Annotated in this window: 22 protein-coding genes; 15 read left to right on the top strand and 7 right to left on the bottom strand. The window is 68.4% G+C overall.

Going from position 1 to position 21,116, the window contains the following annotated elements:
• Nucleotides 1-3 precede the first annotated feature (3 nt).
• Complete coding sequence (locus ABD116_RS34385; protein ID WP_343980266.1) at nt 4-1,449, bottom strand: flavin-containing monooxygenase; 1,446 nt, start codon at nt 1,447-1,449, stop codon at nt 4-6.
• 112 nt (nt 1,450-1,561) lie between these two features.
• Here ABD116_RS34385 and ABD116_RS34380 point away from each other — a divergent pair, with 112 nt between their 5' ends.
• The 10 genes from ABD116_RS34380 (at nt 1,562) to ABD116_RS34335 (ending at nt 10,650) form a co-directional block, all read left to right on the top strand.
• Entirely contained in the window at nt 1,562-2,233 is a 672-nt protein-coding gene (locus tag ABD116_RS34380) for a TetR/AcrR family transcriptional regulator (protein ID WP_343980263.1), read from the top strand.
• A 197-nt stretch (nt 2,234-2,430) separates the two neighbouring features.
• Nucleotides 2,431-3,285: an EamA family transporter gene (locus ABD116_RS34375; RefSeq protein ID WP_343980260.1), complete on the top strand. Its 855-nt coding sequence runs from the start codon at nt 2,431-2,433 to the stop codon at nt 3,283-3,285.
• 301 nt (nt 3,286-3,586) lie between these two features.
• The gene (locus ABD116_RS34370) at nt 3,587-4,993 is read left to right on the top strand and encodes a glycosyl hydrolase family 18 protein (protein WP_343980257.1); all 1,407 of its coding nucleotides are present in this window, start codon (nt 3,587-3,589) and stop codon (nt 4,991-4,993) included.
• A 222-nt stretch (nt 4,994-5,215) separates the two neighbouring features.
• On the top strand, nt 5,216-6,115 hold the full coding sequence (locus ABD116_RS34365) for an ABC transporter ATP-binding protein (protein ID WP_343980254.1): 900 nt from the start codon (nt 5,216-5,218) through the stop codon (nt 6,113-6,115).
• On the top strand, nt 6,112-6,846 hold the full coding sequence (locus ABD116_RS34360; RefSeq protein WP_343980251.1) for an ABC transporter permease: 735 nt from the start codon (nt 6,112-6,114) through the stop codon (nt 6,844-6,846). Before ABD116_RS34365 ends, ABD116_RS34360 begins: the two co-directional genes overlap by 4 nt.
• Nucleotides 6,847-6,870: 24 nt before the next feature.
• The gene (locus ABD116_RS34355; protein ID WP_343980248.1) at nt 6,871-8,025 is read left to right on the top strand and encodes a sensor histidine kinase; all 1,155 of its coding nucleotides are present in this window, start codon (nt 6,871-6,873) and stop codon (nt 8,023-8,025) included.
• Complete coding sequence (locus ABD116_RS34350) at nt 8,022-8,630, top strand: response regulator transcription factor (protein WP_343980245.1); 609 nt, start codon at nt 8,022-8,024, stop codon at nt 8,628-8,630. Before ABD116_RS34355 ends, ABD116_RS34350 begins: the two co-directional genes overlap by 4 nt.
• Before the next feature lies 1 nt (nt 8,631).
• Nucleotides 8,632-9,186: a 3'-5' exonuclease gene (locus ABD116_RS34345; protein WP_343980242.1), complete on the top strand. Its 555-nt coding sequence runs from the start codon at nt 8,632-8,634 to the stop codon at nt 9,184-9,186.
• Nucleotides 9,187-9,208: 22 nt separating this feature from the next.
• On the top strand, nt 9,209-10,318 hold the full coding sequence (locus ABD116_RS34340; RefSeq protein ID WP_343980240.1) for a sulfite oxidase: 1,110 nt from the start codon (nt 9,209-9,211) through the stop codon (nt 10,316-10,318).
• 92 nt (nt 10,319-10,410) lie between these two features.
• On the top strand, nt 10,411-10,650 hold the full coding sequence (locus ABD116_RS34335; RefSeq protein ID WP_343980238.1) for a hypothetical protein: 240 nt from the start codon (nt 10,411-10,413) through the stop codon (nt 10,648-10,650).
• A gap of 5 nt (nt 10,651-10,655) precedes the next feature.
• Here the strand turns inward: ABD116_RS34335 and ABD116_RS34330 are convergent, their stop codons facing one another.
• Genes ABD116_RS34330 through ABD116_RS34315 form a run of 4 tightly spaced genes read right to left on the bottom strand, consistent with a single transcriptional unit; the run spans nt 10,656 to nt 13,877 of the window.
• Nucleotides 10,656-11,426: a DUF3592 domain-containing protein gene (locus ABD116_RS34330; protein WP_343980236.1), complete on the bottom strand. Its 771-nt coding sequence runs from the start codon at nt 11,424-11,426 to the stop codon at nt 10,656-10,658.
• Nucleotides 11,427-11,471: 45 nt separating this feature from the next.
• Entirely contained in the window at nt 11,472-12,866 is a 1,395-nt protein-coding gene (locus ABD116_RS34325) for a multicopper oxidase family protein (protein ID WP_343980234.1), read from the bottom strand.
• 28 nt (nt 12,867-12,894) lie between these two features.
• Nucleotides 12,895-13,305 carry a hypothetical protein gene (locus ABD116_RS34320; RefSeq protein ID WP_343980230.1) on the bottom strand — a complete coding sequence of 137 codons (411 nt, stop codon included), beginning with the start codon at nt 13,303-13,305 and terminating at the stop codon, nt 12,895-12,897.
• Entirely contained in the window at nt 13,302-13,877 is a 576-nt protein-coding gene (locus ABD116_RS34315) for a DUF1707 SHOCT-like domain-containing protein (RefSeq protein WP_343980227.1), read from the bottom strand. The genes ABD116_RS34320 and ABD116_RS34315 overlap by 4 nt, the downstream gene beginning before the upstream one ends.
• 321 nt (nt 13,878-14,198) lie before the next feature.
• Between ABD116_RS34315 and ABD116_RS34310 the strand changes: the two genes are divergently transcribed.
• The 3 genes from ABD116_RS34310 to ABD116_RS34300 are packed head-to-tail and all read left to right on the top strand — an operon-like array spanning nt 14,199 to nt 16,560.
• A complete protein-coding gene (locus tag ABD116_RS34310; protein WP_343980224.1) occupies nt 14,199-14,999 on the top strand; it encodes an ABC transporter ATP-binding protein in 801 nt (266 codons plus the stop codon).
• Nucleotides 14,996-15,784, top strand: a complete 789-nt coding sequence (locus ABD116_RS34305; protein ID WP_343980221.1) for an ABC transporter permease — start codon at nt 14,996-14,998, stop codon at nt 15,782-15,784. The genes ABD116_RS34310 and ABD116_RS34305 overlap by 4 nt, the downstream gene beginning before the upstream one ends.
• Nucleotides 15,781-16,560 carry an ABC transporter permease gene (locus ABD116_RS34300; protein ID WP_343980218.1) on the top strand — a complete coding sequence of 260 codons (780 nt, stop codon included), beginning with the start codon at nt 15,781-15,783 and terminating at the stop codon, nt 16,558-16,560. The genes ABD116_RS34305 and ABD116_RS34300 overlap by 4 nt, the downstream gene beginning before the upstream one ends.
• On the opposite strand, the gene ABD116_RS34295 is transcribed toward ABD116_RS34300, so the two are convergent.
• Nucleotides 16,557-18,683 carry an alpha-galactosidase gene (locus tag ABD116_RS34295; RefSeq protein WP_343980216.1) on the bottom strand — a complete coding sequence of 709 codons (2,127 nt, stop codon included), beginning with the start codon at nt 18,681-18,683 and terminating at the stop codon, nt 16,557-16,559. The genes ABD116_RS34300 and ABD116_RS34295 overlap by 4 nt on opposite strands.
• A 107-nt stretch (nt 18,684-18,790) precedes the next feature.
• Nucleotides 18,791-19,705 (bottom strand): nucleotidyltransferase domain-containing protein, encoded by a 915-nt coding sequence (locus ABD116_RS34290; RefSeq protein ID WP_343980214.1) that lies wholly within the window; start codon nt 19,703-19,705, stop codon nt 18,791-18,793.
• Between the two features lie 59 nt (nt 19,706-19,764).
• Between ABD116_RS34290 and ABD116_RS34285 the strand changes: the two genes are divergently transcribed.
• Both ABD116_RS34285 and ABD116_RS34280 read left to right on the top strand, forming a co-directional pair.
• A complete protein-coding gene (locus ABD116_RS34285) occupies nt 19,765-20,337 on the top strand; it encodes a helix-turn-helix domain-containing protein (RefSeq protein ID WP_343980211.1) in 573 nt (190 codons plus the stop codon).
• Nucleotides 20,334-21,050 carry a hypothetical protein gene (locus ABD116_RS34280; protein WP_343980208.1) on the top strand — a complete coding sequence of 239 codons (717 nt, stop codon included), beginning with the start codon at nt 20,334-20,336 and terminating at the stop codon, nt 21,048-21,050. Before ABD116_RS34285 ends, ABD116_RS34280 begins: the two co-directional genes overlap by 4 nt.
• The last annotated feature ends 66 nt before the right edge of the window (nt 21,051-21,116 follow it).

Raw genomic sequence — 21,116 nt, 5'->3', positions numbered from 1 at the left:
CGGTCAGCGAGTGCTGTACTCCGAGGCGTCGAAGTGCCGGGTCAGCTGCCGGAAGCGGAAGGTGAAGGACGGCCAGAGGGTCGTATTGCGGCCGGCCGAGTCCAGATACCAGCTGGTGCACCCACCGCGGGTCCAGATCGTGTTGCGCATCGACGACCGGACGCCGTCCACGAACTCCCGCTGCACCTCCGGCCGCACCTCGACCTCCCGCAGCCCGGTCGCGTCCATCGTGCGCAGCGCGTCCAGGATGTAGGCGATCTGCGACTCGATCATGAACACCATCGAGCTGTGGCCGAGGCCGGTGTTCGGCCCGATCAGCAGGAAGAAGTTGGGGAAGCCGGCGATCGCGGTACCGAGGTGCGCCTCCATCCCGTCGGCCCACGCCTCGCGCAGGGTCTTGCCGTCGCGGCCGTGCAGCATGTCCATCACCGGCAGGTCGGTGACCCGGAACCCGGTGCCGTAGATGATCGTGTCGACTTCGTGCTTCACACCGTCGTCCGTGACGATCCCGGTCGGGGTGACCTCGGTGATCGCGTCGGTGACGACGTCGACGTTCGGCTGGGCGACGGCCGGGTAGTAGTCGTCGGAGATCAGCACGCGCTTGCAACCGAGGGTGAAGTCCGGCGTCAGCTTCGCGCGCAGCTCGGGGTCGCGGATCTGCTGGGCGAGGTGGCGTTCGGCGATCTTCTGACCCTGCTTCATCATCGCGGGCAGCTTGGCGAAGCCGAGCACGAGCGACTCGCGGCTCCAGTAGATCCCGGCCCGGACGGCCTTCTGCACAAGGGGAAACGCGCGATAGATGCGCTTCTCGGCAGCGCTGATCTTGCGGTCCGGCCGCGGCATCACCCACGGCGGCGTCCGCTGGAACAGGTGCAGCTCCTCGACGTCGGGCTGGATCGCCGGTACGAACTGGATCGCCGACGCGCCCGTGCCGATCACGGCCACCTTGCGGCCACTCAGGTCGAGGTCGTGGTTCCACTGGGCGGAGTGGAAGACCTCGCCCTCGAACTGCTCGATCCCGGGCAACTTGGGGATCGACGGCTCGGCCAGCGGACCCATCCCGGACAGCAGCACGTCGGCGGTGAAGTCGCCCTGGTTCGTGTGGATCAGCCAGTGATCGCCCTGCCAGTGCGCCGACTCGACGGCGTGGCCGAAGCGGATGTGGGGGCGGACCCGGAAGCCGTCGGTCACCTTCTGCAGGTACGCCTCGATCTCGGGCTGCGGCGAGAACGTGCTCGACCAGTCCGGGTTGGGCGCGAACGAGAAGGAGTACAGATGCGAGGGCACGTCGCAACGGCAGCCCGGGTAGGTGTTGTCCCGCCAGGTCCCGCCGACATCCTGCGCCCGCTCCAGTACGACGAAGTCGTGGTAGCCGGCCTGCTTGAGCCGGACCCCCATCCCGATCCCGGCGAACCCGGTCCCGATCACCACGATCCGGTGCTGTTTCATACCTTCCCCACCCCGCCGCCCCGATCGGTGAGCAGTCATGAGTAACCCTCCAGAGGCCGACGACTTCGAACTTACTCCGAGTAAGTTACTCCGAGTCAGTTAGAGTGTGCAAGTGACCTCGACCACGGACAGCCCCGTACCGGCGACCGGCACCGCGGCCCCGGATGCCGTCGGCGGCGTGCCGGTGAAGCGGCGGCGGGACCGCGCGGCGCGGGAGCGGGAGATCCTCGACGCGGCCGAGCGGATCTTCGGCGAGCGGGGCTACCAGGGCACCTCGATGGACGACATCGCCGCCGCGGTCGGCGTCTCCAAACCGCTCGTGTACCAGTACTACGGCTCCAAGGACGGCCTGTTCCTCGCCTGCCTGTCCCGCCTGCGCGCCCAACTCCTGGACACGGTCTCCGACGCGGTCCTCGCCGCCGCCGACCCCGAGCAGGCCATGTACGCCGGCTTCGTCGCCTGGTTCACGTTCCTCGACGAGCACCCGAGCGCCTGGTCGGTGATGGTCGACGAGGGCATGCTCGCCGCCGGCCCCGCCGCCCAGGCCGCCGACGAGGTCCGCGCCGAGTTCGTCGCCCTGATCGCGATGATGGTCCGCCTCAACCTCCCCGCGGATCACCCACACGACGAGGAAGAGATCCAGATCGTCGCCCAGTCGGTCTCCGGCGCCACGGAACGCCTAGCCATCTGGCGCACCCGCAACGGCGGCACCCCCACGCCGGAGAAGTTGGCGGCCACCCTCCAACGACTCCTCTGGCGAGGGCTGGACTCGTTGCGGGGGTGACCTTCGTCGGCGACACTGGCGCGCTAGCCGTCGAGCCGTCCCAACCGCCAGCCCATCAATCACCTCCCGTCGCCCCTCCCCTCGCCCCCTCCACGCCTCCCTCCCGCCTCCGGCGCGCCTGGGTCGTCGCGGCCTGCGGTGGGATTGATGGGGTGGAGGTCGGCCCTCCCGATCCCCCCATGATCTGATTGACGTTTGTGCGTACATTCAGGGTCCCGCCGACCGCCATGGTCCTGGGTGGCGTCGTGTCCGTGCAGTTCGGTGGGGCGCTGGCCGCCAAGCTGATCCAGCAACTGGGGGCCGCAGGCACCGTCTCCCTGCGACTGGCACTCGCCGTACCGATCCTCCTGCTCATCGCCCGCCCGAGCCTGCGCAACCGCACCAAGCGAGACCTCCTGGCAGTTGTTGCCTTCGGCATCGTCCTCGGACTGATGAACCTCTCCTTCTACCTGTCCCTGGAGCGACTCCCGCTCGGCGTCGCCGTCACCATCGAGTTCATCGGGCCGCTCGGCCTGGCCGCCGCGATGTCCCGCAAACGCCGCGACCTCTTCGCCGTCGCCGGGGCCGCGCTCGGCGTCGTACTGGTCAACGGGCATGAGCTGGGCAAGGTCGACTGGCTGGGCGTGGGGTTCGCCGGGCTGGCCGGTGCCTTCTGGGCCGGCTACATCCTGCTCAGCGCCGAGACCGGCCGCCGCTTCGCCCAACTCGACGGCCTGGCGCTCGCGATGATCGTCAGCACCCTCATCACGGCCCCCATCGGCCTGATCACCGCCGGCAGCGACCTCCTGCACTGGCACTCCCTCGCGATCGGCCTGGCGATCGCCGTGCTCTCGTCGGTACTTCCCTACTCACTCGAGACGCTCGCGCTGCGCCGGATGAAGCCGGTCGTCTTCGGCATCCTGATGAGCATCGAGCCGGCCGTCGGCGCCACCGCCGGCTTCCTGATCCTCAGCCAGCGGCTCGCCGCCATCCAGCTGGCCGGGATGGCCTGCGTGGTGGCCGCCTCGATCGCCATCACCCGCACCTCCCGCTCCGAGGCGCCGGACATCTAGACCGCCGGATTTCCCAGCGGCCAGGGCATCCAAACATAGGATCTCCGCCGCGAGAATGCGCATTCTGAGTTGCTCTGACGTCTTGACGGCGGTCAGACATCCGAGCAAACTAACGATGACTTCGGTCAGATCTCTTCTATATTCACCTTCGCAACAGCCGCCCCCGGAAGGTGCTTGAGAAGATGCCACCGCTCGATCGCCTCTGCCCGCGACCGAGCGGCTGTCGTCGATCTGTGTGAGCCTGCCGGGTGCGGCGCGAGGGTCCATCCGAAAGGACACCGCCCCCATGAAGTCGTCAAGGATGAAGCTGCGAAGTCGCGTGGCCATCGCGGCCCTCGCGCTCGCCACCGGCACCGCCGGGTTGATAGCGACCTTCGCCCCGGCCCCCAAGGCCGACGCCGCCTCGACCGCCGCCACCGCAAGTAGCGCCGCCGCGGCGCTGCCCGCCGGGTTCAAGAGCATCGGCTACCTGCCGTCGTGGGCCGGCAGCGTCAGCGCCGTCCAGTACAGCAAGCTCACCCACATCAACTACGCGTTCGTCCTGCCGAACTCCAACGGCACCCTGCAAGGCGTCCCCGACAGCGGCAAGCTGTCCTCGCTGGTGAGCACCGCGCACGCCAACGGGGTCAAGGTGTCGCTGTCCATCGGCGGCTGGAACGACGGCAACGACTCCGCGTTCGAGTCGTTCGCGGCCAGCTCCGGCGGTCGCACGACCTTCACCAACGCGGTGATGGGCCTGATCAACCAGTACGGCCTGGACGGTGTCGACATCGACTGGGAGTACCCGGACCCGGGCGCCTCCGGCGACCACTACACCCTGCTGATGCAGCAGCTGAGCAACACGCTGCACGGCCAGGGCAAGCTGCTCACCGCGGCCGTCGTCTCCGAGGGTGACACCGCGAACGGCGTACAGCCGGCTGTCTTCGGCTATGTCGACTGGCTGAACATCATGGCGTACGACGGCGGCAGCCCGCACGCCAACTACGACTGGTCGATCGCCTCGGCCAACTTCTGGAAGAACCGCGGCCTGCCGAAGGCCAAGACCGTGCTCGGCGTGCCGTTCTACAGCCGGCCGGGCTACCTGACCTACTCGCAGATCGTCGCGATGAACCCCAACAACGCGAACGTCGACTGCATCCAGGCCAACGGCGCCCAGCAGTGCTACAACGGCATCCCGACGATCAAGCGCAAGACCACCTGGGCGGTGGCCAACGCCGGCGGCATCATGAACTGGGAGCTGTCCCAGGACACCACCGGCAGCACCTCGCTGGTCAGCGCGATCTTCGACGCGGCGGGCGGTACCGGTACTCCGCCGACCGGTGGCAAGACCGGCCCGATCAAGGGCATCGCCGGCAAGTGCGTCGACGTCGCCGGCGGCAGCAGCGCGAACGGGACGGCGGTCCAGCTCTGGACCTGCAACAGCAGCGCCGCGCAGACCTGGACCGTTGGCACCGACGGCACGATCCGGGCCCTCGGCAAGTGCCTGGACGTCGCCGCCGCCGGTACTGCGAACGGCTCACTCGTGCAGCTCTACGACTGCAACGGCACCGGAGCTCAGGGCTGGCAGGCCCAGTCGAACGGCAACCTGCTGAACCCGAACTCCGGCAAGTGCCTGGACGCCACCGGCCAGAGCTCGGCCGACGGCACCCGGCTCCAGATCTGGACCTGCGCAGGCAGCGCCAACCAGCTCTGGACCCTCCCCGCCTAACCGCCCCGAACCCCGGCAAGCCCACATGTGGTGGGCATGAACAGCAAACGGTGGCCTTGAACAAGTCCAACCTTGTTCAAGGCCACCGTTACGTGTCCGAGCCCACCACAGGTGGGCTTGCCACCCTGACGCTCGACCCTGAGTGGGCGCTGACGGATGTCATGGGTGGGTCGTGACGGCCGATCCAGGGCCGGAACGGCCGGCACCGGCAGCATTCTGGGTATGACGACAACGACTGCGGTCACCCTGAGCGGTGTGACCAAGAGGTACGGCAACGTACAGGCTGTCGCCGGGGTGGATCTGACCATCCGCTCGGGCGAGGTGGTGGCGATGCTGGGCCCGAACGGCGCCGGCAAGTCGACCACGATCGAGATGCTGCTCGGCCTGGTCCGGCCCGACCAGGGCAGTGTCCAGGTCTACGGCACCTCGCCGGCCGAGGCGATCGCCGCGAGCCGGATCGGCGTGATGCTGCAGAGCGGCGGCATCATCGAGGACGCGAAGGTCGGCGAGCTGCTGAACCTCGTCGCCGGGTTGCACAAGGATCCGGTGCCGGTCGGCGAGGCGCTCGAAGCGGCCGGGATCGCGGACCTGTACGGCCGCAAGATGAAGGGCCTGTCCGGCGGGCAGAAGCAGCGGGTCCGGTTCGCGATGGCGATCATCCCGCAGCCCGACCTGATCGTGCTCGACGAGCCGACCACCGGGATGGACGTCGAGTCCCGGCGTGACTTCTGGGCCTCGATGCACGCCGAGACCGCCCGCGGCCGGACCGTGCTGTTCGCCACCCACTACCTCGAAGAGGCCGACGCGTACGCCGACCGGGTGGTGCTGATGCGCAGCGGCCGGGTCGTTGCCGACGGCACCGCCGCCCAGATCAAGGCGAGTGTGTCCGGCCGGACGATCCGCGCGACCGTACCGGGTGCCGACCTCGCCACGCTGGCGTCGCTGCCCGGAGTACGGAATGTGGAGACCCGTGGCGACGTCGTGCTGCTGCAGTGCGGCGACTCCGACCACACGTTGCGCTATCTGCTGAACAACACCCCGGCCCATGACATCGAGGTGACCTCGGCCGACCTCGAGGACGCCGTACTGGCGCTGAGCGCCGACCAGGAGGCAGTCGCATGAACCTCGACTATCTGAAGTTCGACATCCGGCGGACGCTGCGGAACCGGCGGGTGGTGATCTTCGCGATCCTGATGCCGGTGATCCTGTTCGCGATCTTCGGCCTGACCATCCCCAAGGACGCCAGCGAGAGCGGCATCTCGGCGATCGCCTACGTGATGGTGAGCATGGCGATCTTCGGTTCGATGTCAGCCGCGATGAGCAGCGGCGGCATCATCGCCGCCGAACGCGACGGCGGCTGGAACCGGACCCTGCGGCTCACCCCGCTGAAGCCGCAGGCCTACGTGATCAGCAAGGTGATCCTGTCGCTGCTGCTGGCGATCCCGCCACTGGTGGTCGTCTTCCTGTTCGGCATGACGGTCGGCGACGTGCACCTGAGCGTCTCCCAGTGGGTCTCCGTGGCGCTGGTCTCCTGGCTCGGCGCGCTGCCGTTCGCGGCGATCGGCCTGGTCATCGGGTACGTCGCCAAGCCGGACAGCGTGCAGCCGATCACCGGTCTGAGCACGATGCTGATCGCGGCCTTCGGCGGACTGTGGCTGCCGGTCGACTCGATGCCGTCGCTGATGAAGCACATCGCCCAGCTGACGCCGGCGTACTGGACCGGGCAGAGCTCGCGCAGCGCACTGTCGCAGAACGGGCTGGACATGAACGCGGTGCTGGTGGTGCTGGCCTGGACGGTCGTCCTCGGATTCATCGCACTGCGCCGGTACCGCGCCGACACGGCCCGGGCCTGAGCCCCGACCGGTTAGCGTGAGTTCGTGAGCACTCCCCAGCCACCGTCGCCGCTGGACCGGTTCGAGGCCATCGGCGACGGGCTCGACACCGTCCGCCGCCGGCCCGGCTTCGGCTGGCTGCTGGCGGGCGTCTGGCTGTTCTTCCTGAACAAGCCGTTCGAGAACATCCTGAAACACGACAACATGGCCGAGCGGGTCCTCGGGCTGGCGGCGGTGGTCCTGTTCGTCATCGCCTACATGGGGTTCTTCTGGTACGCCCGCGCCCGGAACATGGCTCGGGTGAGGGCGCCGCTCGGGGTCCAGATCGGCTTCGTCGTGGTGCTGCTCGGGCTCGGCGCCCTGATGCTGCCCGCGGCCGGCGAGAGCGCGCTGACCACGCTGGTGTTCGTCGAGGCGATGGGCATGATGATCCTGCCGCTCCGGTTCGGCGTCGCGCTCGGCGTGGGCCTGCTGGCGCTCGCCGAGCTTGTGCTGCGAACGGTTCCGGGATGGAAGGACGACGGCAGCTACAGCCTGGCGATCGTGCTCGGCGGGCTCGCGGTTTTCGCCATGCGGCGGGCCATGTTGCGCAGCGTCGAGTTGGCGGTGGCGCGCAAGGAGTTCGCAGAGCTGGCGGTGCAGGAGGAGCGCGGGCGGTTCGCCCGGGATCTGCACGACATCCTCGGGCACTCGCTGACGGTCATCACGGTGAAGGCCGAGCTGGCCGGGCGGCTGATCGAGGGGCATCCGGAGCGCGCGGCCGCTGAGGTCGCTGACGTCGAGCGGCTGGCTCGCGCGGCGCTGGCCGACGTACGGGCTGCTGTTGCCGGGTACCGGGAGTTGAGTCTGGCCGGGGAGCTGGTGTCGGCGCGGTCGGCGTTGCAGGCGGCCGAGATCAAGGCCGAGCTGCCGACGGTGACGGACGAGGTGCCGGAGGCGAATCGGGAGTTGTTCGCGTGGGTGGTCCGGGAGGGCGTGACGAATGTGGTCCGGCACTCCGGGGCGAAGAGGTGCACGATCAAGCTGGCCGCGCAGCAGGTGGAGGTGCTGGACGACGGTAGCGGGCCGGCGCCTGGTGGTGGTGTGTCCGGGCACGGGCTGGTCGGGTTGCGTGAACGCGCCGACGAGGCCGGGGCGAGCCTGCAGATCGGGACCGCGCCGGGTGGCGGCTTCCGGCTGGCTGTCAGAGTTGGCTCGTGACGATACGGCTGCTGATCGCTGACGACCAGGCGCTGGTCCGGGGAGCGCTGGCCGCGCTGCTGGATCTCGAACCCGATCTCGAGGTGGTCTCCGAGGTCGGCCGCGGCGACGAGGTGGTCGAGGCGGTCCGGTCGGCCAAGCCCGACGTGGCGCTGCTCGACGTCGAGATGCCAGGACTGGACGGGATCGAGGCCGCGGCGGCGTTGCGCCGCGCAGTACCGGAGGTCCGGGTGCTGATGGTGACGACCTTCGGGCGGCCGGGATACCTACGGCGCGCGATGGAGGCCGGGGCGGCCGGTTTCGTCGTCAAGGACACGCCCGCGGCGCAGCTCGCCGACGCCGTACGCCGGGTCCACCAAGGCCTGCGCGTGGTCGACCCATCGCTGGCCGCCGAAACTCTCGTGGCCGGGACCAGCCCACTGACCGCCCGCGAATCCGACGTACTCCGGGCTGCCCGCGAAGGCGGCACCGTCGCCGACATCGCCCGCGGCCTGCACCTGTCCGAAGGCACCGTCCGCAACCACCTGTCCGCCGCGATCGGCAAGACCGGCGCCCGCACCCGCGCCGAGGCCGCCCGGATCGCCATCGACAACGGGTGGCTGTGACATGTACCTGAACGTGGTCGACGTCGAGGCGACCTGCTGGGATGGCGAGCCGCCGCCGGGCGAGCGGCAGGAGATCATCGAGATCGGGCTGACCGTGGTCGACCTGGTCGCGCGGGAACGGGTCGCCAAGCATCGGATCCTGGTCCGGCCGGCCACCTCGCGGGTGAGTGCGTTCTGTACCGAACTCACCGGGCTGACCCAGGACGAGGTCGACGGTGGGATCAGCTTCGCGGAGGCGTGCAAGGAGCTTGCCAAGACCTACGGCTCCGGACAGTTCCCCTGGGCGAGTTGGGGCGATTACGACCGCAAGCAGTTCATCACGCAGTGCGACAGGACCGGGGTGCGGTACCCGTTCAACCAGGTGCACGTGAACGCGAAGCTGGTGTTCACCGAGGCGCGTGGGCTGCGGCGGCGACCGGGGATGGCGAAGGCACTGGAGCTGGCCGGGCTGCCGTTGGAAGGGCGGCATCACAGCGGGGCCGACGACGCCTGGAACATCGCGGCTGTGGTGCTTCAGCTGGTCGAAGCTGGTGACTGGCCAACGCCAGTGAATTAAGGTGTGTCATCAGGGGGCTGACATGTCGATCGAGCAGTTCAGTGGCAAAGGGCGGTTGGCGGACACCGGGGAGGGCATCACCGGGGACGAGCTGCAGTTGGCGGCGCGTAACCACGGGATGCCGCTGGAGGCGTTGCGGTACGACCTGACGCCGGCCGGGCTGCACTACGTGCTGGTGCACTACGACATTCCGGCGGCCAGCGCGACGAACTGGCGGCTGACCGTTGATGGTTGCGTCGAGCAACCACTGTCGTTCGGGATGACCGAGTTGCGGGCGATGGGGCGGCAGACCGTCCGGGTGACACTGGAGTGCGCGGGCAACGGCCGGGCCGGGTTGCAGCCGCGGCCGATCAGCCAGCCCTGGTTGATGGAAGCCGTCGGCACGGCGGAGTGGACCGGCGTACCGCTGGCCGCGTTGATCCGGGCGGCCGGGATCCGCAAGGACGCGATCGACGTGGTGTTCACCGGCGCGGATCACGGGTTCGAGCGCGGTATCGAGCAGGACTACCAGCGCGGGCTGACCGTCACCGAGGCACTCGACTCCGGCGCGATCGTCGCCTGGGAGATGAACGGCGCGCCGCTGCCGCCGCAGCACGGGTATCCGCTGCGACTGATCATGCCCGGCTGGTACGGGATGGCGAGCGTGAAGTGGTTGCGCTCGATCGAGCTGATCGACCACGAGTTCACCGGGTACCAGAACGCGGTCGCCTACCGGATCCGGCAGGAGCCGAACGAGGTCGGCGTCGGGATCACCCGGATCGAGCCGCGCGCTCTGCTGATCCCGCCGGGGCATCCGGACTTCATGAGCCGGCACCGCTTCGTCCCCGCCGGACCGATCGTCCTGCAGGGCCGCGCCTGGTCCGGCTGGGCGCCGATCGAGCGGGTCGAGGTCAGCGTCGACGCCGGCGTCAGCTGGCAGGACGCGAAGCTCGATGCCGACAGCAACGACCTGTCCTGGCGCGGCTTCTCCTTCGACTGGGACGCCGTCCCCGGCGAGCACGTCCTCACCGTCCGGGCCCACGACGCCAGCGGCCGGGTCCAGCCGATCGAGGCCCCCTGGAACCGCGGCGGCTTCGCCAACAACTCCGCCCAGCGGATCACCGTCCTGGTGCTGTCCCAACCTTCTGCCTAGTCCGCGTGTCGAGCCGGGGTTCGGCGGCTGCCCGTCTCATGATGGAGACAGGTTTTCGTCAGCTGTTTCTCGACTTCACGGGGATGCGAGCGATGAGCGACCTTGACACCCAGATCCACCTGCACGCGCGCGTCTTCCGCACCGGCTGTGACTGGTACGCCGATATCGACGACCACACGGATCCACAACCCGACGATCCCTACTGGTACGGCTACTACTCCTCCCAGCGGGCCGCCATCGACGCGGCCTGCGAGCGGATCGCCGCCCTCAACCGCGACCGCTGCCGCCGGCTCAGCCAGCAATTGTTGTTGAGAGCAACTAGTTCCGCATGAGGTGATCACCACAGCAGCATGCTGCTGAAGCCGGCCAGGACCAGGCTGACGGCGATGCACAGCACGTACCAGTACCAATGCATGGTCCAGTCGGCGTCGGCGGCGAGGACGTTGCCGGGATCGTGCGGATCGACGTACACGCCGATCTTGTCGCCGACCGCCGGCCGCGGGTCGATTTCGTCGGCGCCGTAGATCTCGACGGTCCCGCCGTCGCCGGGGCGGGCGACCTTGATGGTGAGGTCGTGGTTCTTCGACCACTTGTCCTCGTCCACCGAGACCACGACAGCCTGCTGCACCGGCGCGGTCCGGGCGAGGCGCTCGTCGGAGCGCCCCGCCCCCAGCCCGAACGGGATGATCGCCAGCGACCCGAGCACCAGCACCAGGCCGAGAAGTCTCACCAGGAGATCCTCGATCCGGAACCGCCGCCGCCCGGCATGCCGGCCCTGGCCCTCGCGCGCTTTCCCATCGCGCTCCTGCCGCCGGTACTCGCGCTGCAGCTTCCGCTCACGCTCCGCGGCCCGCTCCCGCCGCGCGACCGTCCACTGGGTCGGCTGCTCGAGCCGCTTCCACCACGCGAACCGCTCGACCAGGAGCCGTGCCGGGTAGCAGGCGCCGCCGGCGATGGCGAAGGCGACCAGTGGGCCGTCCCACATCCAGTTCGGTCGCGCCAGCCACGCGATCAGCAACAGCAGTCCGGCGGTACCTCCGAAGAACAGCAGGAGCAGGACGAGCTGCCTGCCGTACAGGTCGTCGGTACCGTCGTCGTCATCGCTCATCTCGTCCAGTAGACGACACGAACCGGTCTTGGGTTCCTCAGTCGGTCACTCGGGCTTGTTGTGGGTGCTGCCGCCGATCCGGTACGGCGTACTGACGCCCTCGTACGCCAGATGCGTCATCAACCCCTCCGACGCGTGCGGCAGGTTGTGGCAGTGATCCATCCAGACGCCCGGATTGTCCGCGACGAAGGCGATCTCGTACGTCTCCTTGTCGCCCACCTCGAGGGTGTCGATCCACCACGGCGACCCGGTCGCCGCGACGCCGTTCCTGGACAGCACGACCGCATGGTGGCCGTGCAGGTGCATCGGATGCGCCTGGCCGCTGGAGTTGCCGATCGTCATCACCACGACGTCCCCCTCGGTGACCATGAACATCGGTACGTCGGGGAACTTGTGCCCGTTGATCGTCCACCACAGGCCGGGCACCCCGTCGAGAAAGCCTGCGCTGCGCCCGATCTTGTACTCGAAGCGGCGGTCGGCCTTCGACGGATCGAGGCCGAGCGGCGCCGGCGTACCGTAGGTCAGCAGATCGACGCTTGCACTTGGCAACGATCCCGCCGCCTCGCCCTCTCCCAGCACCAACGACACCGTCCCAGCCTCGAGCTTCAAGGCTCCGGTCGCGGGCATTACGGCTTCAAGGTCGACTCTTGCGCCTGCAGCGAGCGGAAACGCCGCCGTTGTCGGCGTCGGACCATGCACGTCTCGGCCGTCGACGGCGACCACCTTGTACTCCGCGCCGGTGAGCCCGGTCCGTACCAGCGTGTTGTCGGTGTTGATCACCCGGACTCTGAGCTTCTTGCCTGGGGCGACGGATAGTCGCTGGTGGCCGGTCCGGCCGTTGATCGTGCGTTTGCCGTCATAGGTGTGGATGGCCGCGATCACGTCGTCGTGCGCGCCGCCGATGACGATCGTGCCGAACAGGCCGTCGCGGACCTCCTCGCTCGACACCTGGTGTGAGTGGTACCAGTACGTGCCTTGCTGGTCGGCCTTGAAGCGGTAGACGTGTTTGCCACCGACCGGTACCGCGTCCTGGGTGACGCCGGCGACGCCGTCCTCCGCGTTCGGTACGTCGATGCCGTGCCAGTGCAGGGTGGCACCGTCCGGGACCGACTCGTTGACGAGGGTGACCTCGACGAGATCGCCTTGCCCGGCTCGGATCAGCGGGCCGGGCGACGAGCCGTTGAGGGTGAAGCCGTCGATCTGTTCACCACTCGCGAGGGTGAACTTCTGCTTCCGGGCGGTCAGGGTGACGGCGACGTCCGGCTTGCCTCGGCGCGGTCCGGTCAGGTCGGTGAGGCTGGTCCCACCGTGGTGCATGTGGCCGGACATCGACGGGCCGCCGCCGTAGTCGGCGTACCCCATGTCCATGGCCGAGTAGTTGTCAGGGACGAGGCTGGTCGCCCAGAGGTACGCCAGCGGTACGAGTACCGCCAGCGTCACCCCCAGAGCGATCAGCCGTCCCCTCCACCTACGCACTGACCGGCTGGGCTGGTGTCGCTGCCCGACGTGACGCCATCCCAGCGACTGCCGCGACGGCGAGCCCGTTGATGCCGTGCAGGATTCCCAGCGCCGGCAACCCGAAGGACACGACCGCGAGCACGAACTGCAGCACCACCAACCCGAGCACGATCCCGGCCAGGGCACGGCCGCGCGGTACGTCGGTCAGGAAGGACACGATCAGGAAGACGAGCGCGAGCACGGCGATCGCAGTACCGGCGATGCTGTGATAGCTCTGCCCGAAGTTGCTGTAGTCGGCCCCGATCGTCTTCCCGTCCTCGGCATCACTCGCGACGGTGAACCCGGCCAGCGCGATCGACGCGATCTGCAGTACCACCGCCACCGCGATCGACGACGCCAGCACCCGGTACGCCGCTCTCATGCCCGTCGCTCCTGCCGACGCCGCTTAGCGATCACCACGCCAGCCACCAGCAACACCAGCGGCAGTACGGGCGGATGCCCACCGAACACCACACACCCGATGGACGCCAGCACCCCAGCCACCGCCAGCACCACCAACAACGGCAACGGAACCCGCCCCAGCGGCCCCCGCCCACCCCACGGCGGCCCGTACTGCGCTCCGTCGCGCCCACTCCAGGCCCCCTGCCTCCGCGGATCCTGTCCAGCACCTGGCCTGCCACCCGGCCCAGCGCCCTGCCCTGCTGCGTGCGCCGCGCCCTGGTCCTGCGGCGTCGTCCACGGCGGCCGCGACCATCCCCACGGCCCAGCCCACTGCTCGCCGTCGCCCGCCTCCTGCGCTCCAGCGGTCGGCTCCCCCGGCAGATCCGCGAACAGCGCCGCCAGCTCCACCTGCGTCTTCGCCTGCAGCGCCTCCCCGACCCGCTCCTGGTGCTCCTCAGCAGTCAGCCGCCCGGCCTCGTAATGCGCACCCAGCCGCGAGACAGCCTCCTCCCGCTCCTGATCGCCGATCCGAACCGGCTTCTCCTCGTTCATGACACTCCTCGCTGTAATCGCAGTTTTCCGACCACATCGATCGTGTCGCCCACCCCCTACCCAGCGCGTCGCCTCCGCGGCTACACCTCATCTACTCCCCAGGAGGCACCTCCCCCACCAGCCGCAGCAGGACGTACTCCCTCTGGAGTACGTCACCCCAGGGACAACCCTTGCCGGGAAAACAAGCTGAACCAGGGGTGCATCTCGGGTTAGGGTCGAACCAGGTCGCACCGATGCCAGGTGCACCCGCCGGCAGGCCGTTCCGGCTCTCCAGTGTGGCGACCTCCCCAGTCTGCGCCGGGGTCGCAGATTGGATGACCTATGCCCGCGATCCAGACCGAAGCCCTGACGAAGAGCTACCGCTACACCGAGCAACGCCCAGGACTCAGCGCGGCCGTACGAGGCTTGTTCCGTCCCGACCGTCGTGAGCGGCTGGCGGTCGACGCGCTCGACCTCACTGTGCCTCGCGGTCAGGTGATCGGCCTGCTCGGCCCGAACGGCGCCGGCAAGACGACCACGATCAAGATGCTCTGCGGCCTGCTGCGACCGACCGCCGGCGAGCTCGAGGTGCTCGGCCATCGCCCGTCGAAGCGCGGCTACGACTTCTTGTCGCGGATCTCCGTCGTCTTCGGCCAGAAGTCGATGCTGTGGTGGGACGTCTCGACGTACGACTCCCTGCTGATCCACAAGGAGATGTACGCCCTGGCCAAGCCACGCTTCGACCAGACCGTCGAGGACCTGTCGAACCGGCTGCAGATCCAGGACATCCTGAACATCGCGGTCCGCAAGCTCTCCCTCGGCCAGCGGATGCGCTGCGAGCTGATGCTGGCCCTCCTGCACGGCCCGGAACTGCTCTTCGCCGACGAACCGACCGTCGGCCTCGACGTCGTCGCCAAGCTCACCGTCCGTACCTTCCTGGCCGAGCTCAACCGCGACCTCGGCACCACCATCGTGCTCACCAGCCACGACATGAACGACGTCGCCGCGCTGTGCGAGCGGATCGTCGTGATCAACCACGGCCGCCCCGTCTTCGACGGCGACCTGCCGGCGTTGCGTGCCCGGTCCCACGACGGCGACGACCTCGACCAGGTGATGTCGAAGCTCTTCACGGCGCAAGCATGAGGACCGTACGGATCCTCCGGGTACTGATCGCCCGCGAGCTCACGACGACGCTGACCTACCGCTGGTGGCTGCTCTTCCTCCAACTCGCCACCGTCATCTCGCCGGCGATCTCGCTGCTCGTCTTGCGCGGCGCCATCGCCCAGGGAGCGACCCCGCCGGTCACCGAGTCGTTCCTCACGACGTACCTGGTCATGGTCGGCCTGGTGGTGATGCTGACCGCCAGCTGGACCTCGGGCTTCATGGCCGAGAGCATCCGGCTGGGCAAGCTGAGCAGCTGGCTGGTCCGGCCATGCTCCACCCATCTGGCGAACATCGCCAACAACCTCGGCGAGAAGCTGATCAAACTGCTGCTCGCCGTCCCGCTGGCCGTCGGGCTCGGCATCATCTTCCGCGACCAGGTCAAGCTCCCGTCGTCGCCGCGCCGATGGCTCGCCTTCGCCGTCGCGCTGACACTGGCCGGTGGCATGGCCTACACCCTGGACGTCGTGATCGGCTCGCTGGCGTTCTGGTTCGAGGACGTCACGGCCGTGAACCGGCTGCGTTTCCTGGTCTCCGGCCTGCTGTCGGGCGCGATCATCCCGCTCGCCCTCTTCCCGTCCGCCTTCGCCGGTTTCCTCGCGATCCAGCCGTTCCGCTTCATGGTGTCGTTCCCGCTCGAGGTACTGCTGGGCCACCCGACGGCCGGCAGCTTCGCCTGGCAGGCAGGCTGGTCCGCCACCTTCCTCGGGGCCGCGATCCTCACCTGGCGGCTAGGATTGCGCAGCTATCAGGGAGCCGGCGCATGAGGCGCTACGGACGGCTGTGGACAAGTTGCCTGAGGCAAGCGATCCGGCGCGACCTGCAGTTCCGCAGCCAGACGCTCATCAACGCGATCGCCTCGGCCGCCGAGCTGGCGCTCGGCCTGATCCCGGTCCTCGTCCTCACCGACCTGTCGACCACGGCCACCGGCTGGAACGGCCCGCTGACGCTCGTCGTCGTCGGCCTGTACGGCGCCTGTACCGGCCTGATGGACTGCTTCGTGACACCGAACCTGCGGCGGATCGACACCTACGTCCGGCAGGGTGAGCTCGACCTGATCCTGATCCGCCCGGTGAACGCCCAGCTCTTCGCCCTGTTGCGGTGGATGGAGCCGGCCGAGTTCGGGCGCGTCGTCACCGGCCTCGCTCTGGCGGCGGCCGGCGCGCAGGCGGCGCAGCTGTCGATCGACCCGGCGCTGCTGGCCAAGGCCGCGATCTGGCTCGTGACCGGTTTCATCGGCTACAGCCTGCTCTGGGCCAACCTCGCGTACCTCGCGTTCTGGACCGAGAGCGCGGCGCCCATCAACGATGTCGCGCAACAGGCCCGCGAAGCCGGGAAGTACCCGCAGACGTACTTCCCGAAGTCCGTCCAGCTCGTCTTGGCGACGATCGTGCCGGCCGGGCTGATCGCTGCGGTACCAGTTGGCGTTCTGACCGGTACCACCGCGGCGCTTTCAACAGCGGCGCTAGTGCTGACGGCCGGCGCCCTGCTCACCGTGTTGCATTGGCAGGTCGCCAGCCGTCGCTACAGCAGTGCGAGCTAGTCGATCGCCTGGACCTCCAGCAGTACTGCGGTTTCGGGCCACTGGGCTGGTACCTGTACGCCGACTGCGGCCAGGGCCGCGCCGTTGAGTTGGACCGTGCCGCCGTCTTGCCACCAGGGGGCCGAGTGGCGGGGTTGCGGGCCAGGCGTGGCTAGTTTGCTGACTCGGTAGGTGCGGTCCTTGTCGAGCCCTGGCAGGCGGACGCGGCCGAGGTCGGAGGTGATCGACTGGGCGACCTGTACTGCGGAGAAGACCCCACGCGAGCCGTCCTGAGCGACTACTCCGTGGAGCAGGAAGTCGTCCGAGCCGCGGTCGGCGCGGACTACCCGGCCGGTGTGGAGCAGCGGGCGGAGGGCCTTGTGCAGGGCGACCCAGCCGGCCAGCTCTTCGCGCTCCTCGGGGGACGCCAGGCTGATGTCCCACTCGATGCCGAAGTGGCCGAAGAGGGCCGTCGACGCACGGAAAGCCAGGCTCTGGGTGCGGCCGGTGGTGTGGGCCTTCGGCGGGCCGACGTGGCAGCCGATCAGCTCCGGCGGCAGCAGCAGTTGGGTGTAGCGCTGGATCTTCTGACGCTCCAGCGCGTCGTTGCTGTCGCTGCCCCAGACGCGGTCGGTCCGCTCGAGGATGGCGAGGTCGACCCGGGCGCCACCGGACGAGCAGGACTCGATCTCGACCTTGGGGTGGCGGCGCTTGAGCTCGTCCAGCAGCCGGTACACGCCGAGCGTCTGCTCGTGGATGCCCGCCGTACCGGTCAGCTGGTTGCCGCCGTCAACGAAGTCGCGGTTGTGGTCCCACTTGATGTAGCTGATGTCGTACTCGGTCAGGATGCTGTCGATCCGCTCGAGCAGGTAGTTCCAGGCCTCCGGGATGCCGAGGTTCAGGCCCTGCTGGTGCCGGGCGGTCGGCGGCATCCGGTTGCCGGTGGCAAGGATCCAGTCGGGGTGCTCGCGGGCCAGGTCGGAGTCGGGGTTGACCATCTCCGGCTCGAACCACAGCCCGAACTGCAGCCCGAGGCCGGTGACGTGGTCGACGAGCGGGTGCAGCCCCTTGGGCCAGATGCCTTCGTCGACGTACCAGTCACCGAGGCCCGCGTGGTCGTCGCGACGGCCGCGGAACCAGCCGTCGTCGAGCACGAACCGCTCGGCGCCGACCTGGGCGGCCGCATCGGCGAGCGCCTTGAGCTTGTCGAGGTCCAGGTCGAAGTACACGGCCTCCCAGGTGTTCAGCACCACCGGGCGATCGGTCTTCGGGTGGGTGTCGCGCGCCCGGAGGTACTCGTGGAAGCGGGTCGACATCTGGTCGAGGCCGATGCCGTACGAGCCGTAGATCCATGGAGTGCCGTACGAGCCTTGCGGCTGGAGGCGGCCTTCGCCGGGGAGGAGCAGTTCGCCGCCGCCGATCACGGCGTACCCGCTCATGCCGCGTTCGGCGTACGAGCGGTGGTTGCCACTCCAGGCGGTGTGGACGGCCCAGAGCTCGCCGGTGCTGAAGTCGAAGCCGGGGGTGCCGGCGATCAGCAGCAGAGTTGCGTCGGCGCCGGTGCGGCCGCGGCGGTTGTCGCGGATGTGCGCGCCCTGGGTGAACGCGTGCCGCTGCGGGTGCCGCTCACCGATGTGCCGGCCGGTCATGTCGAACAGCTCGGTCGCCTCGGTCGGTACCGGCAGAGCGAGCAGCAACTGGTCGACCGTGTAGACGGACGTACCGGTGTTGGTCAGCTCGGCCTTGGCCCGGACCAGGCCAGAGTCGGTCAGCTCGATCACCAGGGCCAGGCTCAGCCCGGCCTGCGGATCGGTCGCGGTGACCTGGACCGCGTTGCCGGACTGCGAGACCTCGGTGAGCTGGAACGACGCGGAGAAGTCCTGCCCGTCCCGGTGACCGTTGAGTCCCGGCAGTCCGAACCAGCCCGCGGAGTACTCCGGGATGATCGCGACCGGCTTGTTGTCATCGAGCCCGTTACCGGCCTGGACCGCGCCCGCACCTGTCCTCAGATCGGCCAGCACGGCCTCGTCCAGCGGGCCGAGATCCGCACCCCAGTGCAGGACGGACGGAAGAGCCGGACCGGAGCAGTCCAGGACCAAGCTGACACCCGCCGAGCGGAGCTGCAGCACCTTGGCGTTCGACACTGTTGATTCACTCTGCTTTCTGATTGTTTTCAGGACGAAACTATTTCCCGCCGCAGAGCAGATGTCAATAGATTCACAGAGTTAAGTAATACCCCGCCCGAGCGCTCTCAGACAGAGATGCTCCTTCTCCGGACAGACCTGAGCCAGGCGTCGACCTTGGCGACGTTCGGCACTGCCGGGAGAACTGTTTTCTGTAAGGCGTTTTCGAGGTCGTGGTGGAGGTCGAGGCGCCAGCGTTCCACCTCGTCCCACGGGAGCTCACCTCGTTTGACCGCCAGCAGGCGGTCGCGGTTCGGGCCGACGTCGACGATCAGTTCACCTTCGGTGAGGAGGGTGCGGGCGGCTAGCAGCAAGCGGATCAGGTGCATGACGTGCTTCCACTTGGGGGCGCCGTCGCGTCGGCAGTCCGCTTCGATCTTCTTGAACTGGCTGAGGACGTAGCCCGAGTAGGTCTGGTAGGCCAGTTGCGACAGGAAGTCTCGTCTCAGGTCGACCAACTCCTCGCCGAGTGGCGTCTGCTTGACCACCAGCGGTGAGTGGAGCACCTCGAGCAGGTTCGGGTTCGCCTTCAGGGCGAGTTCGCAGAAGCGCTCGACCTCCCACGAGAACCACTCCTCCGCCGGCCCGTCGACATGCATCGGCGGCTTGCCGAGCGACCAGAACGCCTCGGTCGGCGCGACGTAGACGCCACGGGTGTCGGTGTCCGAGGCATCCGTGTCCAGCCCGAACGCCCGCGACCCGACGACGGCCGCATAGATCGTGTGCTCCAGCACCAGCCGATCCCCATCCGGCTGATCCACGGCAACGGCTTCGCTCTGGTACGCCGTACGCAGGCTGAGCTGATCGCGTTTGGCCGTCGCCTCCCGCCCGTCGACCAGCGTGACGACGTACTGGCCGTCGGGAGTGACCCCGGTGACCCGCCCGGTCGCACCGCGTTGCGCAGTACCGCCGGCCTTGTCGCGCCGCTCCACCCGCAACACCACCTGCGTCCCCACCGGCAGCTGTGGCCCCTCGATCACCATGCGCTCATGCTCTCTCATCTGTTATTGACAAATGAAACTGTCAATAACAAGCTTGGCGGGTGAGGTTGCTGGAGGAGCCGGAGAAGGTGCGGGCTGCGTTGTCGCCGTTGCGGCGGCAGTTGCTCGACCTGCTGCAGGAGCCTGCGTCGGGGACCCAGTTGGCGGCGGCGTTGGAGTTGCCCCGGCAGCGGGTGAATTACCACTTGCGGGAGCTCGAGAAGGCCGGGCTGGTGGAGCTGGTCGAGGAGCGTCAGCGGCGGGGGTGCGTCGAGCGGATCCTGCGCGCGACCTCTGGTTCCTTCGTTGTGGATCCGGCTGTGATGGGCCGGGCCTTCAGTCGTCTGGGTGATCAGTACGCGGCTGAGCATCTGGTGGAGGTGGCTGCCGGCACCGTTCGCGACGTCGCCCGGATGCAGAACGCGGCCGATGCCGAGGGCAAGCGTCTGCTGACGTTCACGCTCGAGGCGTCGGTGCGGTTCGCGGAGCCGGGCGATATGCATCGCTTCACCGACGCGCTGGCCGAGGCGGTGCGGCAGGTGGTCGAGACCTTCGACAGTCCTGATGGGCGGGCCTATCGCGTGATCGCCGGCGGGCACCCGGCGCCCCGTAGTACAGAAGGAGAGAAGGCATGAGCAAGGAGACGCCCGAGATCGTGGTGGTCGTGGCCGCGCCGGTCGATGCGGTCTGGGATGCCCTGCGGGACAAGGAGAAGATCCGGCATTGGCACGGGTGGGAGGATCCGCAGCTGGATGCCGAGATCGACCTGATCTACTTCAGCGACGGCACTGTCGAGGACGGCCACACGCTGACCAGTCCGAACGGCGACCGGTTCGTGGTCGAGCCTTGGGAGGGTGGTTCGAGGGTCACTTTGACGCGGGCGGCGTACGGGGCGAATCCGGACTGGGACGCGTACTACGACGACATCACCGAGGGGTGGATCACGTTCCTCCACCAGCTGCGGTTCGCGCTCGAACGGCATCCGGGGACGGGGCGTCGAACTTTGTTCTACTCGGGGATCGGAGTTCGTAGCGCGGGACCGGCTGAGTTGCTCGGGCTCGATGGCGCTGTCGGTTCGGAGTACAGGGCCGACGTTGTCGGTGAGGCTGTGAGCGGGTCGGTGTGGTTCCGGTCCGAGCATCAGGTCGGGCTGACTGTGGACCAGTGGGGCGATGGGTTGCTCGTGCTCAGCTACATCGCGCCTGGCGAGGAGAAGCCGTCGGGGGCTGCGATGGCCGTACTCACCTTGTACGACCTCGGCGACAACGAGCGCGAACAACTCGGCGAACGCTGGCAGGCCTGGTGGTCAACGCGTTACCCAGCTCCGCCTCAACCGGACAATGATTGACCCGGTGGTGACAGGGCGCAAACGTGCCAGCACGCTCGGTCTGTTTTCCTTGATTACCCGGGAGTA

Origin of the sequence: Kribbella koreensis (assembly GCF_039525325.1) — a bacterium.
GTDB classification, from domain to species: Bacteria; Actinomycetota; Actinomycetes; order Propionibacteriales; family Kribbellaceae; genus Kribbella; species Kribbella koreensis.
Note: the sequence above shows the minus strand (reverse complement) of the source record. Positions and strands in the feature narration are given on the sequence as shown.